The organism is Burkholderia sp. Bp9012 (genome assembly GCF_003853825.1).
Taxonomy (GTDB): domain Bacteria; phylum Pseudomonadota; class Gammaproteobacteria; order Burkholderiales; family Burkholderiaceae; genus Burkholderia; species Burkholderia diffusa.
This window is the reverse complement of the sequence record NZ_QTQA01000009.1, coordinates 20435-34768: the sequence shown is the minus strand read 5'-3', so window position 1 is coordinate 34768 and position 14334 is coordinate 20435. Positions and strand designations below refer to the sequence as shown.

Sequence of the window (14334 nt, the reverse complement as noted above, 5' to 3'; positions counted from 1 at the left end):
ATGTTTTCAATAGGACTCACCGGCGGCATCGGCAGCGGCAAGACGACCGTCGCCGACATGTTCGCCGCACGCGGTGCATCGCTCGTCGATACCGACCTGATCGCGCACCGCATCACCGCACCGGCCGGCCTCGCGATGCCAGCGATCGAACAGGCATTCGGACCGGATTTCGTCGCAGCTGACGGCTCGCTCGACCGCGCGAAGATGCGCGCACTCATTTTCAGCGACGACGACGCACGTCGGCGCCTCGAAGCTATCACGCATCCGCTGATCCGCGCCGAGACCGAGCGCGAGGCCCGCGAAGCGCAGGGCCCATACGTGATCTTCGTCGTGCCGCTGCTCGTGGAGTCAGGTAACTGGAAGGCGCGCAGCGATCGCGTGCTGGTCGTCGACTGTCCGGTCGAAACGCAGATCGCACGTGTGATGCGGCGCAATGATTTCACGCGCGAACAAGTCGAAGCGATCATCGCAAGACAAGCGACGCGCGAAGCGCGTCTCGCCGCGGCCGACGACGTGATCGTCAACGACGCGACGACACCCGCTGCTCTCGCCGCCCAGGTCGATGCACTGCACCAACGCTATCTTGCGTTCGCGGCTGCCGCACACTGACCGCCGCGCGCGATCGTGATGGTGTACGAAATTGGTGCGTTGCTAGGGTAGACAGTGAGCATTAGAATGTCCTGCATTGTTTCAATCCCTACCCTAGAGGCGAGCGCGCTTGATTCTTTACGAGTATCCGTTCAACGAGCGAATTCGCACGCTATTGCGCCTCGAAGACCTGTTCGAGCGCTTCGCGTTCTTTTTGGCTCAGGAGGACCCGCGTGAACATCACGTCGCGCTGACGACGCTGTTCGAAATCGCTGAGGTCACAGGCCGCGCGGACCTGAAATCGGATCTGATGAAGGAGCTCGAACGTCAACGCCAGACGCTCGCCCCCTTTCGCGGCAATCCGGGCATCGAACAGAATGCGCTCGAGGCCGTGCTCGGTGAAATCGAGCAGACGCTCGCCAATCTTGCGCAGATGCAGGGCAAGACCGGGCAGCATCTGGTCGACAACGAGTGGCTCGCCAGCATCCGCAGCCGCGCGGTGATTCCCGGCGGCACGTGCAAGTTCGACCTGCCGTCGTACTATGCGTGGCAGCAATGGCCCGCGGAACAGCGGCGCCAGGACATCACGAAATGGATCCTGCCGCTGCTGCCGCTGCGCGATGCCGCTGCGATTGTGCTGCGGCTCGCACGTGAATCGGGGCAGGCTTCGAAAGTGATGGCGATGCAGGGCAGCTATCAGCAGATGCTGTCGGGGCGCTCGTACCAGCTGATGCAGGTCCGCGTACCTCCGGAGCTGCGCGTGATTCCCGAAGCGAGCGCCAACAAATACATGCTGTGGGTACGGTTCACCATGCAGGACGGCGACGTGCGGCCGCGCGCGGTGGACATCGACGTGCCGTTCCATTTGACACTGTGCAATCTGTAACGGCCGCGTGCCGGTTCGACGCTTTCGTATGACTACCGTTGTGAAATGTCCTTCGTGCGGCGCAGAAGTGCGCTGGACGCCTGAAAACAAGTTCCGTCCCTTCTGTTCGGCCCGCTGCAAGCAGCTCGACCTCGGCGCGTGGGCCGCAGAAAAGTACCGGATCGGCGGCGCTGCCGACGAGGGTCCGTCGTCGGAGGAAGATGGCGCCGACGGCCGCCGCGACAGCTGAGCGGCGCGCGACACCGCCCGCCCTGCGGGATATGGCCCGCCTTTCAGGCGAGCCGCCACGGCGTCATTGCGACGCCGCCTCCTTCTCGAGCAGCGCCAGCACCGGCAGCGCCGCCGGCAACAGCGGCGCGACCTCGACCGGCAGTTGCTGCCACACGAACGCCTGCCCTTCCTTGCTGTGCGGCTCGCCCGTCCAGCCCGTCACCTTGCAGAAATAGAGCCGCACGTACGCGTGCGGATAATCGTGCTCGAGCGTATGCCAGCGGTGGCTGGCCGTGACTTCGATGCCGAGTTCCTCGTGCAATTCGCGCGCCAGCGCGTCCTCCACGCTCTCCCCGGCCTCCAGCTTGCCGCCGGGAAACTCCCAGTAGCCCTCGTACGGCTTGCCCTGCAGCCGCTGTGCGAGCAGGTAACGACCGTCCGCCTGCACCATCACGCCGACCGCGACCTCTGTTACCTTGCGTCCATCGGGCGCGCGCACGCTGCCCGCTGCGAAATCCGTACTCATGCCTGCTCCTTGCGACCCGACCAGTCGCGCGCGAACTGCCATGCGACGCGCCCCGAACGCGAACCGCGCTCGAGCGCCCAGACGAGCGCGTCGCCGCGCGCCGTCTCGATCTCCGCGTCCGCGCAGCCGAAATGCCGCAGCCAGTGCGCGACGATGTCGAGGTAGTCGTCCTGCTTGAACGGGTAGAAGCTGACCCACAGGCCGAAGCGCTCCGACAGCGAGATCTTTTCCTCGACGACTTCACCGGGGTGGATCTCGCCGTCCGGCAGATGCTTGTACGACTCGTTGTCGCTCATGTACTCGGGCAGCAGATGGCGGCGGTTCGACGTCGCGTAGATCAGCACGTTGTCGGACTGCGCGGCGATCGAGCCGTCGAGTGCGACCTTCAGCGCCTTGTAGCCCGATTCGCCCTCCTCGAACGACAGGTCGTCGCAGAACACGATGAAACGCTCCGCACGCTCAGAGATCAGATCAACGATGTCGCCGAGATCGTGCAGGTCGTCCTTGTCGACTTCGATCAGGCGCAGCCCGTCCTTCGCATACGCGTTCAGGCAGGCCTTGATCAGGGACGACTTGCCAGTGCCGCGCGCACCAGTCAGCAGCACGTTGTTCGCCGGCTTGCGCTGGACGAACTGTCGCGTGTTCTGCTCGATCAGCCCTTTCTGTCGATCGATGTTGTGCAGGTCGCCCAGCGTGATCGACGACGCTGCCGGCACCGGCTGCAAATAGCCGCGCCCCTGGCGCTTGCGCCAGCGGAACGCGGTGGCGGCGTTCCAGTCGATGGCCGCCGGCGCGGGCGGCAGCATCCCCTCGAGGCGGCCGAGCAGCGCTTCCGCGCGCGTCAGAAACTGTTCGAGCTTGTCCATGTCGTTCGATCGCTCCGGATCAGGAGCGATAATCCGCGTTGATGCTCACGTAATCGTGCGAAAGATCGCACGTCCAGATCGTTGCCTGCGCGTCACCGCGGCCGAGCAGCACGCGGATCGTGATTTCGCTCTGCTTCATCACGCGCTGGCCGTCCTCCTCCTGGTAAGCCGGGTTGCGGCCACCAGCCTTCGCGACGAGCACGTCGTCGAGATAGAGATCGATCTTGCCGACGTCGAGATCCGTGACGCCCGCGTAGCCGATCGCCGCGAGGATCCGGCCCAGGTTGGGGTCGGATGCGTAGAAGGCCGTCTTCACGAGCGGCGAGTGCCCGATCGCATAAGCGATCTGGCGGCACTCGGCAACGCTCTTGCCGCCTTCGACCTGCACCGTCATGAATTTCGTCGCGCCTTCGCCATCGCGCACGATCAGCTGCGACAGCACCTGAGCGACCTGCGTGACCGCATCGCGCAGCGCTGCATAGGCCGGTGAATCGGTCGACGTGATCGCGGGCAGCGTGCTCTTGCCGGACGCGATCAGGATGAACGAGTCGTTCGTCGACGTGTCGCCGTCGATCGTGATGCAGTTGAACGAGCGGTCGGCCACTTCCTTCACGAGCGTGTCGAGGACCGGCTGCGCCACGGTCGCATCGAACGCGAGGAAGCCCAGCATCGTCGCCATGTTCGGCTTGATCATGCCCGCACCCTTGCTGATGCCTGTCAGCGTGACCGTGTGGCCGTCGATCGTCACCTGGCGAGACGTGGCCTTCGGCAGCGTGTCGGTCGTCATGATCGCCTGCGCGGCGTCATACCAGTTCGCGGCCTTGCGGTTTGCGAGCGCGGCCGGCAGCCCGGCCTTCAGGCGGTCGATCGGCAGCGGCTCGAGGATCACGCCGGTCGAGAACGGCAACACCTGCGCGGCGTCGATGCCCGCGAGGCGCGCGAGTTCCGAGCAGGTCTCGCGCGTGTTCACGAGGCCCGGCTCGCCGGTGCCCGCATTCGCATTGCCCGTGTTCACGACGAGCGCGCGGATGCCCGCGCCGCCGGCACGCACCGTTGCCAGGTGCTCGCGACACACCGTCACCGGCGCGGCGCAGAAGCGGTTCTCGGTGAATACGCCGGCGACCGTCGCCCCTTCGTCGACGGAAATGACCAGCACGTCCTTGCGATTCGGCTTGCGGATGTTCGCTTCCGCCCAGCCGAGCGTGACGCCGGCGACGGGATGGAGTTGGGCGGGATCGATCGACGGAAAATTGACAGCCATGGGGCACACCTGCCGGATGGAAAATGCCGGCATCCGCCGGCATCGATTGGAAGAACCGGCGGGCCGCACGCGGGCCGCCGCAACTCACATCACTGACTCGAAGCTGCAAACGAAGCGGCACGCGGATGCGCGCCGCCATCGATCATGACAGCTTCCCGTGACATTGCTTGTACTTCTTGCCGCTGCCGCACGGGCACGGGTCATTGCGGCCGACCTTCGGCATCTCGCCGCCGGGGCCGCCGTGGGTCATCGCGCTGCCGACCATGTCGGCCGTCGCGGTCGCCGCGGTGGCGGCCGCGACGTTCGCGACCGGGGCACCGGATTCCGCGTAGTCGGCATGCTGATACTCGACGTTCTCGAGCTGACCGCCGCGCTCCTCGATCTGCTCGGCGGCTTCCTCGAGCTGCTCCGGCGACTGGATCTGCACGTTCATCACGATGCGCGTGACTTCCTGCTTGATCGCCTCGAGCATCGCGGCGAACAGTTCGAACGCCTCGCGCTTGTACTCCTGCTTCGGGTTCTTCTGCGCATAGCCGCGCAGGTGGATGCCCTGGCGCAGGTGGTCGAGCGCCGCGAGGTGCTCGCGCCACAGGCGATCGACCGTCTGCAGCATCACCGAGCGCTCGAACGCGCTGAACGATTCGCGGCCGACCATCGCGACCTTCGCCTCGTACTGCTCGTCGGCGGCGGTCGTCACCGCTTCGAGAATCTCCTCGGCGGTGATCGACGACGACTCGTTCACCATTTCCTGGATCGCGAGGTCGAGCTGCCAGTCGTTGCGCAGCGCTTCCTCGAGCTCGGGCACGTCCCACTGTTCCTCGATGCTGCCTTGCGGCACGAACTGGTGGACAACTTCGGCGATCACGCCATGACGCATCGCCGAGATCGTCTCGGTGATGTCGTGGGCTTCGAGCAGTTCATTGCGCTGCTGGTAGATCACCTTGCGCTGGTCGTTCGACACGTCGTCGTATTCGAGCAGCTGCTTGCGGATGTCGAAGTTGCGCGCTTCGACCTTGCGCTGCGCCGATTCGATCGAACGCGTAACGATGCCGGCCTCGATCGCCTCGCCTTCCGGCATCTTCAGTCGGTCCATGATCGAGCGCACGCGGTCGCCCGCGAAGATGCGCAGCAGCGGATCGTCGAGCGACAGGTAGAAGCGCGACGAGCCCGGGTCGCCCTGGCGGCCCGCACGGCCGCGCAGCTGGTTGTCGATCCGGCGCGATTCGTGGCGCTCGGTGCCGATGATGTGCAGGCCGCCCGCGGCCTTCACCTGCTCGTGCAGCGTTTCCCACTCGTCGTGCAGCTGCTTGATGCGGCGCGCTTTTTCGTCGGCCGGGATCGCGTCGTCGGCGTCGATGAACGCGGCCTGCTTCTCGGCGTTGCCGCCGAGCACGATGTCGGTACCGCGGCCCGCCATGTTGGTCGCGATCGTGATGCGGTTCGGACGGCCGGCTTCCGCGACGATCGCGGCTTCACGCTCGTGCTGCTTCGCGTTCAGCACCTCGTGCGGCAGGCCGGCCTGCTTCAGCAGGTGCGACAGCAGTTCCGAGTTCTCGATCGACGTCGTGCCGACCAGCACCGGCTGGCCGCGCTCGTAGCAGTCGCGAATGTCGCGGATCACCGCGTCGTAACGCTCCTTGGCCGTCTTGTAGATCTGGTCCTGCTTGTCGATCCGCTTCGGCGGGCGGTTGGTCGGGATCACGACCGTCTCGAGGCCGTAGATCTCGTTGAATTCGTACGCTTCGGTGTCGGCCGTACCGGTCATGCCCGCGAGCTTCGCGTACATGCGGAAGTAGTTCTGGAACGTGATCGAGGCGAGCGTCTGGTTCTCGCTCTGGATCTTCACGTGTTCCTTCGCCTCGACCGCCTGGTGCAGGCCGTCGGACCAGCGGCGGCCCGCCATCAGGCGGCCCGTGAATTCGTCGACGATCACCACTTCGCCGTTCTGCACGACGTAGTGCTGGTCCTTGTGGAACAGCGTGTGCGCGCGCAGCGCCGCGTACACGTGGTGCATCAGCGTGATGTTCTGCGGCGCGTACAGGCTCTCGCCCTCGCCGATCAGGCCCCACTCGGCGAGCAGCCGCTCGGCCTTCTCGTGGCCCGACTCCGTCAGGAACACCTGGCGCGCCTTCTCGTCGAGCGTGTAGTCGCCCGGTTTCTCGACGCCCGTGCCGTCGGCCTTCTCCTCGCCGATCTGCCGCTCGAGCAGCGGCGGCAGCGCGTTCATCCGGACGTACAGTTCGGTGTGATCTTCCGCCTGGCCCGAGATAATCAGCGGCGTACGCGCCTCGTCGATCAGGATCGAGTCCACTTCGTCGACGACCGCGAAGTTGAGTGCCCGCTGCACGCGCGCGTCGGTCTCGTAGACCATGTTGTCGCGCAAGTAGTCGAAGCCGAACTCGTTGTTCGTGCCGTAGGTGATGTCCGCCGCGTAGGCCTGCTGCTTCTGGTCGTGCTCCATGCCGGACAGGTTGATGCCGACCGACAGACCAAGGAAGTTGTAGAGGCGCGCCATCCATTCGGCGTCGCGCTGCGCGAGGTAGTCGTTGACCGTCACGACGTGCACGCCACGGCCGGCCAGTGCATTCAGGTAGACGGGCAGCGTCGCGACGAGCGTCTTGCCCTCGCCGGTGCGCATTTCCGCGATCTTGCCGTAGTGGAGCACCATGCCGCCGATCATCTGCACGTCGAAGTGGCGCATCTTCAGCACGCGGCGGCTCGCCTCCCGGCAGACCGCGAACGCCTCGGGCAGCAGCTTGTCGAGCGACTCGCCGCCCGCGATCCGCTGGCGGAACTCATCCGTCTTGCCGCGCAACTGGTCGTCCGTCAGCTTCTCGATCTGCGTTTCGAGCGCATTGATCGTCGCGACGGTCTTTTGGTATTGCTTGACGAGCCGTTGGTTGCGGCTGCCAAAAATTTTCTGGAGAAAACCGGTTGTCATCGGATCGGATCCTGCGTCGCAGCACCGGCGCCCGGCGCGCGTTGCGCGCCCCGACGCCCGAGCCTCGGCGGCTTAGCGAATTAGTGGAATCAAACGAGGAATTTTAGCACGCGAGGAAGCATGCGCCGGTGTCCCGGCTGGACTCACGCCGCACGCCAAACCCGCGCGGGCCACCGGCCGCGTGGCCCGAAAGCCGCCCGTGCGCGAGCCGGCGCGGGTACAATCGGCGTCAACGTCCGCGCCCGTGCGCGCCCGAAGAATGCCTCGATGAACCGATTTTCCAAGCGTTTCGGCCCGCTCGCCGCGTATCGCCCGCAACCCGTGTCCGAAGTGCTCAACCGCACCGACGCGTTCGCGGCGCTGCGCGCCGGCGTCGAACAAGTCGCGTCGCTGCAGCGCGACCTCGCCGCGCTCCTGCCCGACTATCTTGCGAATCACGTCGAACCGGGCTCCATCAAGGACGGCACCCTGACCCTCTTTGCCGCGCACAATGCGCTCGCCGCCCGGCTGCGGCAGGTCGAGCCGCGCCTGCTCGCCGATCTCCAGAAGCGCGGCTGGCCGGTCTCGGCGCTGCGCGTGCGCGTGCGTCCGAAGGACGCGCCGGAACCACCGCACGTGAAGCAGGCGCGTATGACGACCGTCGGCGCCACCGCGCTGCGCGACCTCGCCGATCACCTCGAGCCGTCGCCGCTGCAGGCTGCACTCGCGCGGATGGCCGCGCGCCACGGTGCGAAGTCTTCGCGCTGAACCCGCGCCGACCGCGCAGGCGGCCGCCCAACGAAAAAGCGACCCGAAGGTCGCTTTTTTTATCGCGGGTGCCGAACGCCGATCAGGCGAAGGCCGTCTGCGTGTCGAACGCGAAGCCGCTCGGCGCGGCTTGCGGATCGTCGAACGTGACGATCTCGTATGCGTCCTCGTGCGCGAGCAGTTCGCGCAGCAGCGCGTTGTTCAGCCCGTGACCCGACTTGTATGCGGTGTACGACGCCAGCAGCGGATGGCCGACCACGTACAGGTCGCCGATCGCGTCGAGCATCTTGTGCTTCACGAACTCGTCGTCGTAGCGCAGCCCGTCGTTGTTCAGGATCCGGTATTCGTCGAGCACGATCGCGTTGTCCATGCTGCCGCCGCGTGCGAGACCCAGCTCGCGCATCATTTCGACTTCATGGGCAAAACCGAACGTGCGCGCACGCGCGATCTCGCGTACGTACGACGTGTTCGCGAAGTCGACCTCGAGTTCCTGGCCGGTCTTGTCGACGGCCGGGTGACGGAAGTCGATCGTGAACTTCAGCTTGAACCCGAAATACGGATCGAGACGCGCGAACTTGTCGCCGTCACGGATTTCGACCGGCTTCTTCACCTTGATGAAGCGCTTCGGCGCGTTCTGCTCCTCGATGCCCGCGGACTGGATCAGGAACACGAAGGACGCGGCGCTGCCGTCCATGATCGGGATTTCCTCGGCCGTCACGTCGACATAGAGGTTGTCGATGCCGAGGCCGGCACACGCCGACATCAGGTGCTCGACGGTCGACACGCGCGCACCATCCTTCTGCAGCACCGACGCGAGCCGCGTGTCGCCGATCGACATCGCGGATGCCGGGATGTCGACAGGCGTGGGCAGGTCGACGCGCGAGAAAACGATCCCCGTGCCCGGCGCGGCCGGGCGAAGCGTCAGTTCGACCTTGCGGCCCGAGTGGAGACCGATGCCCACGGTCTTCACGATCGATTTGATGGTGCGCTGCTTCAGCATGATGTTCTTCATCTTGATTGAGATTATCAATCAGGAGTTATATTCGATAGGTGGGATTATAGCGTAATTCCCTATTCAACGCTGTTTGAAACTGCGTATCAATCTGTTTCGACTGTTTACCCGCGCCGATACGGGACGGGCCGATGCCCGGAACGGAGGCGTTTCCGGTCATCGGCCCGTGTTACAACTGCCCTGAGGCCGGTGCGCAGCGTTGCCCGCAGGCAACGGCGCACCGCACGATCAGGACATCAACGTCGCGAGCACGCTCGCCGCATCGCTCACTTCGAACTTGCCCGGCGCTTCGACGGCCAGCGTCTTGACCACACCGTCGTCGACCACCATCGCGTAGCGCAGGGAACGGATTCCCATGCCACGCGCGGACAAATCCTGCGTCAGCCCCAGCGCATGAGTGAAAGCAGCGCTGCCGTCCGCCATCATGCGCACCTTGCCCGCGGTGTGCAGATCACGTCCCCATGCGCCCATCACGAATGCGTCGTTGACGGACACGCACCAGAGCTCGTCGATGCCGGCCGAGCGCAGTTGCTCGGCGTGCTCGACATAGCCCGGCACATGCTGCGCCGAACAGGTCGGCGTGAACGCGCCCGGCAATCCGAAGATCACCACCCGCTTTCCCGCAACCTGATCGCGCACGCTGAAGGCATTCGGCCCCAGCGTGCAGCCTTCGCGCGCGTCGTCGATGAATTCGAACAGTTGCGCGTCGGGCAGCGCGTCGCCCACTTGAATCATGGCTGGTCCCTCATAGCGATACGGTTTTTCGGCGTATTGCGGACAGCACGTCCCATCCCGCTCCGCTCATGCGAAGAGGGCACGTTTCCCGGCCCGGCGTCGCATCCGACGCGGCCTGTCGTGGTCCGTGGCATCCGTCACGCCGGCGTTACCGCGGCAATCTCATCGATTGTGCCGCGGCTTCGCCTGTGTGTGCGTCGTCAGTCAGCCTGCTTGCGCAGGAAAGCCGGGATGTCGTACGTATCGACACCCTTCTCCTGCAGCGCCTGCACGTGCGATGCCGCGGTTTCGCGCGAGTTGCGCCACACCGCCGGCGTATCGAGCGCGCCGTAGTCGGCCGTGCTGACGTGTTGCGGCTGCGCATAGCCGTGCGAGATCGCGCTGACCGGCTGGTTGTCGGTACCCGTGCGCAGCAGCGTCATCGGAGCCGATTGCTGCTTCTTCGCCGCACGGCCCAGACCCGTCGCCACGACCGTCACGCGCAGTGCATCGCCCATTGCGTCGTCGTACACCGCACCGAAGATCACCGTGGCGTCTTCCGCCGCGTAGCTCTTGATCGTGTTCATCACTTCGCGCGTTTCCGACAGGCGCAGCGAACGGCTCGACGTGATGTTGACCAGCACGCCGCGCGCGCCCGACAGATCGACGCCTTCGAGCAGCGGGCTCGCCACGGCCTGTTCCGCCGCGAGGCGTGCGCGATCGACGCCGGCGACCGTCGCCGTGCCCATCATCGCCTTGCCCTGCTCGCCCATCACCGTCTTCACGTCTTCGAAGTCGACGTTCACGAGGCCATCGACATTGATGATTTCGGCGATGCCTGCGACCGCGTTGTTCAACACGTCGTCCGCGCACTGGAAGCACTTGTCCATCTCGGCGTCATCGCCCATCACGTCGAACAGCTTGTCGTTCAGGACGACGATCAGCGAGTCGACGTGATCCTCCAGTTGCTGCGAGCCTGCTTCCGCGACGCGCATGCGCTTGCCGCCTTCGAATTCGAACGGCTTGCTGACGACACCCACCGTCAGGATGCCCATCTCCTTCGCGATCTGCGCGACCACCGGCGCCGCGCCCGTGCCCGTACCGCCACCCATGCCGGCCGTGATGAACACCATGTGCGCGCCACGCAGCGCGTCGGCGATGCGCTCACGCGCCTCTTCCGCCGCCGCCTTGCCCATTTCCGGCTTCGCGCCGGCGCCGAGGCCGGTGTTGCCGAGCTGGATCACGGACGGTGCGCGCGCGCGCGACAGCGCCTGTGCGTCGGTGTTCATCACGATGAAGTCGACGCCCTGCACGCCACGGTTGATCATGTGCTGAACGGCATTGCCGCCAGCGCCGCCAACGCCGACCACCTTGATGATGGTGCCGTTGGTTTCGGTTTCCAGCATTTCGAATTCCATTGTTGCCTCCGTCAAGAGAATAAAACTACTCGGCCGTTATTCGGCAGGAGATCGGGCAACCCCCTGTCGCGCGCCAGCCGCCGGCACCGGCGCGAATTTCGATTCGGTTCGTCCCCAAGAAAACGCCGGGCCGCCCCGGGTTTTCCTGGCCCCCTCGGGGGGCAGGCTCGGCATGCCGAGCCGTGGGTGTACTCAAAAATTGCTCAGGAACCATTCCTTCATCCGCGAGAAGATCTGCCCCGCGTTGCCGGACTGCACGGCGACCTTGCGACCGCGCATGCGCTGTGCGCTGCCTTCGACGAGCAGGCCCATCGCCGTCGAGTAGCGCGGATTGCGCACCACATCGGCGAGGCCGCCTGCGTATTCCGGCGCGCCGATGCGCACCGGTTTCAGGAAAATGTCTTCGCCGAGCTCGACCATGCCCGGCATCATCGAAGCCCCGCCGGTAATGACCACGCCGGAGCTCAGCAGTTCTTCGTAACCCGACTCGCGCACGACCTGCTGCACGAGCGAGAACAGTTCCTCGACGCGCGGCTCGATCACGGCCGCGAGCGCCTGGCGCGACAGCGTGCGCGGGCCGCGTTCGCCGAGGCCCGGCACTTCGACCATCTCGTCCGGATCGGCGAGCGCCTGCTTCGCGATCCCGTAGCCGACCTTGATGTCTTCCGCGTCCGGCGTCGGCGTGCGCAGCGCCATCGCGATGTCGCTCGTGATCTGGTCGCCGGCGATCGGAATCACCGCGGTATGGCGGATCGCGCCTTCGGCGAAGATCGCGATGTCGGTCGTGCCGCCGCCGATGTCGACCAGCACCACGCCGAGATCCTTCTCGTCTTCCGTCAGCACGGCCAGCGACGACGCGAGCGGCTGCAGGATCAGGTCGTTCACTTCGAGCCCGCAGCGGCGCACGCACTTGACGATGTTCTGCGCGGCACTGACCGCGCCCGTCACGATGTGCACCTTCACCTCGAGGCGGATGCCGCTCATCCCGATCGGCTCGCGCACGTCTTCCTGACCGTCGATGATGAATTCCTGCGTGAGGATGTGCAGCACCTGCTGGTCGGTCGGGATGTTGATCGCCTTCGCGGTCTCGATCACGCGCGCGACGTCGGTCTGCGTGACTTCCTTGTCCTTGATCGCGACCATCCCGCTCGAGTTGAAGCTGCGGATGTGGCTGCCGGCAATCCCCGTGAACACGTTGGTGATCTTGCAATCGGCCATCAGCTCGGCTTCCTCGAGCGCGCGCTGGATCGACTGCACGGTGGCCTCGATATTGACCACCACGCCCTTCTTCAGACCCTTCGATTCGCTCTGGCCGAGGCCGATCACCTCGTAATGGCCTTCGCCCTTCAGCTCGGCGACGATGGCCACCACCTTCGACGTGCCGATGTCGAGGGAAACCAGCAGATCCTTGTAGTCTTTGCTCATAAAGTGCTCTTGCGTGTGATCTCTCGTTACTTCTTGCGCTTGTCGGTATCGGTCAGGAACCGCATGCCTGCCGCACGAATCGCGAATCCGTTCGGATAACGCAGGTCCGCATACTCGATGTCGTTGCCCCAACGCTCCGTGACGGCCGGCCACGCGGCGACGAGGCGCTGGCTCCGGTCACGCAGGGTCTCGCTGGTGCGCTCCTTGCCCAGTTCGACCTGCATGCCGTTCGACAGCTTCACCGTCCACGCGTAGCGCGCCGACAGCGTCACTTCTTCCGGCGCCGCCTTCAGCGGCGCAAACCAGTTCGTGAAGTCGCGATACCGCGTGACGACTTCCTTCGCACTACCCTCCGGGCCGTCGAACGCCGGCAGTTCCTGGTCCAGTTCGCCCTGGTTCGCGGTGAACAGCTCGCCGTCGACGCTCACGAGCTGCGCGCTGCCCCAGGTCCCGAGCGGTTTGTACTCCTCGAGCGTGACAGCCAGCGCATTCGGCCACACCCGGCGCACGCTCGCGTGGCGCACCCACGGCATCTGCTCGAACGCGGCACGCGCCGTATCGAGATCGACCGTGAAGAAATTGCCCTTCAGCCGGCCGACCACGCCCGCACGCACCGTCGGCGTGTTGATGTGCTCGGTGTCGCCGTCGATCCGGATTTCGCGCAGCGCGAACGTCGGACGCTGGATCAGCCAGTAGCAGCCGGCCGCCGCCAACACGAGCAGCAACAGCGCGTACAGCGCGCTGGCGGCAAGGTTGAGTTGGCGAACGTTGTTCCACATACGTCGTTCCGTTCCTGCGTCAGTCGTTGAGCGTAAGCGACAGCACCTTCACGACCAGCTCCGAATAGCTGATGCCGATCGACCGCGCGGCCTTCGGCGGCAGCGAGTGGTCGGTCATCCCGGGGGCCGTGTTCACTTCCAGGAAATACGCGTTGCCGGCGGCATCGAGCATGAAGTCAGCCCGCCCCCAGTCGGTGCAGCCGAGCACGTCGAACGCGCGGCGCGCGATGCGCTTCAGTTCCGCTTCCTGTTCCGCCGGCAGCCCGCACGGAATCAGGTACTGCGTATCGTCGGCGACATACTTCGCGTGGTAGTCGTAGAACTCGCCGGCCGGCACGATCTTGATCAGCGGCAAGTCGAGATCGCCGGCGATGCACGCGGTGTACTCGCCGCCGCCTTCGATGCTCTTCTCGACGATCACGATCTTGTCGTGCGCCGCGGCTTCCGACAGTGCGGCGGGCAACGCGTCGGCCGTCTTCACCTTCAGCACCGCGACGCTCGAGCCTTCGCTCGCCGGCTTCACGAACAGCGGCAGGCCGAGCTTCGCGACGATGTCCGCCGCACGGGCCGCGTAGTCGTCGCCGCGCATCACCGTCTCGAACGGCGGCGTCGGCACGCCCGTCTGTTGCCACACGAGCTTCGTGCGAAACTTGTCGAGGCCGAGCGCCGAGCCGAGCACGCCACTGCCCGTGTAGCGGATACCGTAGAAATCGAGCGCGCCCTGGATCTGGCCGTTCTCGCCGTAGCCACCATGCAGCGCGTTGAACGCGCGCACGAAGCCTTCGTCCTTCAGCGCCGACAGCGGCCGCTCGGCCGGGTCGAACGGATGCGCGTCGACGCCCGCGTCACGCAGGCCCTGCAGCACGAGACGGCCCGAGGTGAGCGACACCTCGCGCTCGGCGGATTCGCCACCGAACAACACCGCCACCTTGCCGAAACGTTTCGGATCGATCCCGCTCAT

Annotated in this window: 14 protein-coding genes; 4 read left to right on the top strand and 10 right to left on the bottom strand. The window is 65.5% G+C overall.

Going from position 1 to position 14334, the window contains the following annotated elements:
* The 3 genes from coaE to DIE11_RS13960 all read left to right on the top strand — a co-directional run bounded on the left by coaE (position 1) and on the right by DIE11_RS13960 (position 1703).
* On the top strand, positions 1–609 hold the full coding sequence (coaE, locus tag DIE11_RS13970; RefSeq protein WP_124624721.1) for a dephospho-CoA kinase: 609 nt from the start codon (positions 1–3) through the stop codon (positions 607–609).
* A 109-nt stretch (positions 610–718) separates the two neighbouring features.
* A complete protein-coding gene (gene zapD, locus DIE11_RS13965; RefSeq protein WP_124624718.1) occupies positions 719–1474 on the top strand; it encodes a cell division protein ZapD in 756 nt (251 codons plus the stop codon).
* A 28-nt stretch (positions 1475–1502) separates the two neighbouring features.
* The gene (locus tag DIE11_RS13960; RefSeq protein WP_059608175.1) at positions 1503–1703 is read left to right on the top strand and encodes a DNA gyrase inhibitor YacG; all 201 of its coding nucleotides are present in this window, start codon (positions 1503–1505) and stop codon (positions 1701–1703) included.
* A 63-nt stretch (positions 1704–1766) separates the two neighbouring features.
* Here DIE11_RS13960 and DIE11_RS13955 read toward each other — a convergent pair whose 3' ends face one another.
* The 4 genes from DIE11_RS13955 to secA form a co-directional block, all read right to left on the bottom strand.
* Positions 1767–2210 (bottom strand): NUDIX domain-containing protein, encoded by a 444-nt coding sequence (locus DIE11_RS13955; RefSeq protein ID WP_124624715.1) that lies wholly within the window; start codon positions 2208–2210, stop codon positions 1767–1769.
* Positions 2207–3076 carry an ATP-binding protein gene (locus DIE11_RS13950; RefSeq protein ID WP_124624713.1) on the bottom strand — a complete coding sequence of 290 codons (870 nt, stop codon included), beginning with the start codon at positions 3074–3076 and terminating at the stop codon, positions 2207–2209. The genes DIE11_RS13955 and DIE11_RS13950 overlap by 4 nt, the downstream gene beginning before the upstream one ends.
* Before the next feature lie 19 nt (positions 3077–3095).
* Positions 3096–4337 (bottom strand): bifunctional glutamate N-acetyltransferase/amino-acid acetyltransferase ArgJ, encoded by a 1242-nt coding sequence (argJ, locus tag DIE11_RS13945; protein ID WP_059608172.1) that lies wholly within the window; start codon positions 4335–4337, stop codon positions 3096–3098.
* Positions 4338–4479: 142 nt separating this feature from the next.
* Positions 4480–7278, bottom strand: coding sequence for a preprotein translocase subunit SecA (secA, locus tag DIE11_RS13935; protein WP_124624710.1), 2799 nt, complete (start codon positions 7276–7278; stop codon positions 4480–4482).
* Between the two features lie 267 nt (positions 7279–7545).
* Here secA and DIE11_RS13930 point away from each other — a divergent pair, with 267 nt between their 5' ends.
* A complete protein-coding gene (locus DIE11_RS13930) occupies positions 7546–8025 on the top strand; it encodes a DUF721 domain-containing protein (protein ID WP_059535175.1) in 480 nt (159 codons plus the stop codon).
* A gap of 82 nt (positions 8026–8107) precedes the next feature.
* On the opposite strand, the gene lpxC is transcribed toward DIE11_RS13930, so the two are convergent.
* From lpxC to DIE11_RS13895, 6 genes are all read right to left on the bottom strand, one after another.
* Positions 8108–9025, bottom strand: coding sequence for a UDP-3-O-acyl-N-acetylglucosamine deacetylase (lpxC, locus tag DIE11_RS13925; protein ID WP_059506998.1), 918 nt, complete (start codon positions 9023–9025; stop codon positions 8108–8110).
* 240 nt (positions 9026–9265) lie between these two features.
* The gene (locus tag DIE11_RS13920; protein ID WP_124624707.1) at positions 9266–9772 is read right to left on the bottom strand and encodes a peroxiredoxin; all 507 of its coding nucleotides are present in this window, start codon (positions 9770–9772) and stop codon (positions 9266–9268) included.
* Between the two features lie 200 nt (positions 9773–9972).
* Positions 9973–11169 carry a cell division protein FtsZ gene (gene ftsZ / locus DIE11_RS13915; RefSeq protein ID WP_059608169.1) on the bottom strand — a complete coding sequence of 399 codons (1197 nt, stop codon included), beginning with the start codon at positions 11167–11169 and terminating at the stop codon, positions 9973–9975.
* Between the two features lie 192 nt (positions 11170–11361).
* Entirely contained in the window at positions 11362–12594 is a 1233-nt protein-coding gene (gene ftsA / locus DIE11_RS13905; RefSeq protein ID WP_006752447.1) for a cell division protein FtsA, read from the bottom strand.
* Between the two features lie 26 nt (positions 12595–12620).
* A complete protein-coding gene (locus tag DIE11_RS13900; RefSeq protein ID WP_124624704.1) occupies positions 12621–13373 on the bottom strand; it encodes a cell division protein FtsQ/DivIB in 753 nt (250 codons plus the stop codon).
* Between the two features lie 19 nt (positions 13374–13392).
* The gene (locus DIE11_RS13895) at positions 13393–14334 is read right to left on the bottom strand and encodes a D-alanine--D-alanine ligase (RefSeq protein ID WP_059608168.1); all 942 of its coding nucleotides are present in this window, start codon (positions 14332–14334) and stop codon (positions 13393–13395) included.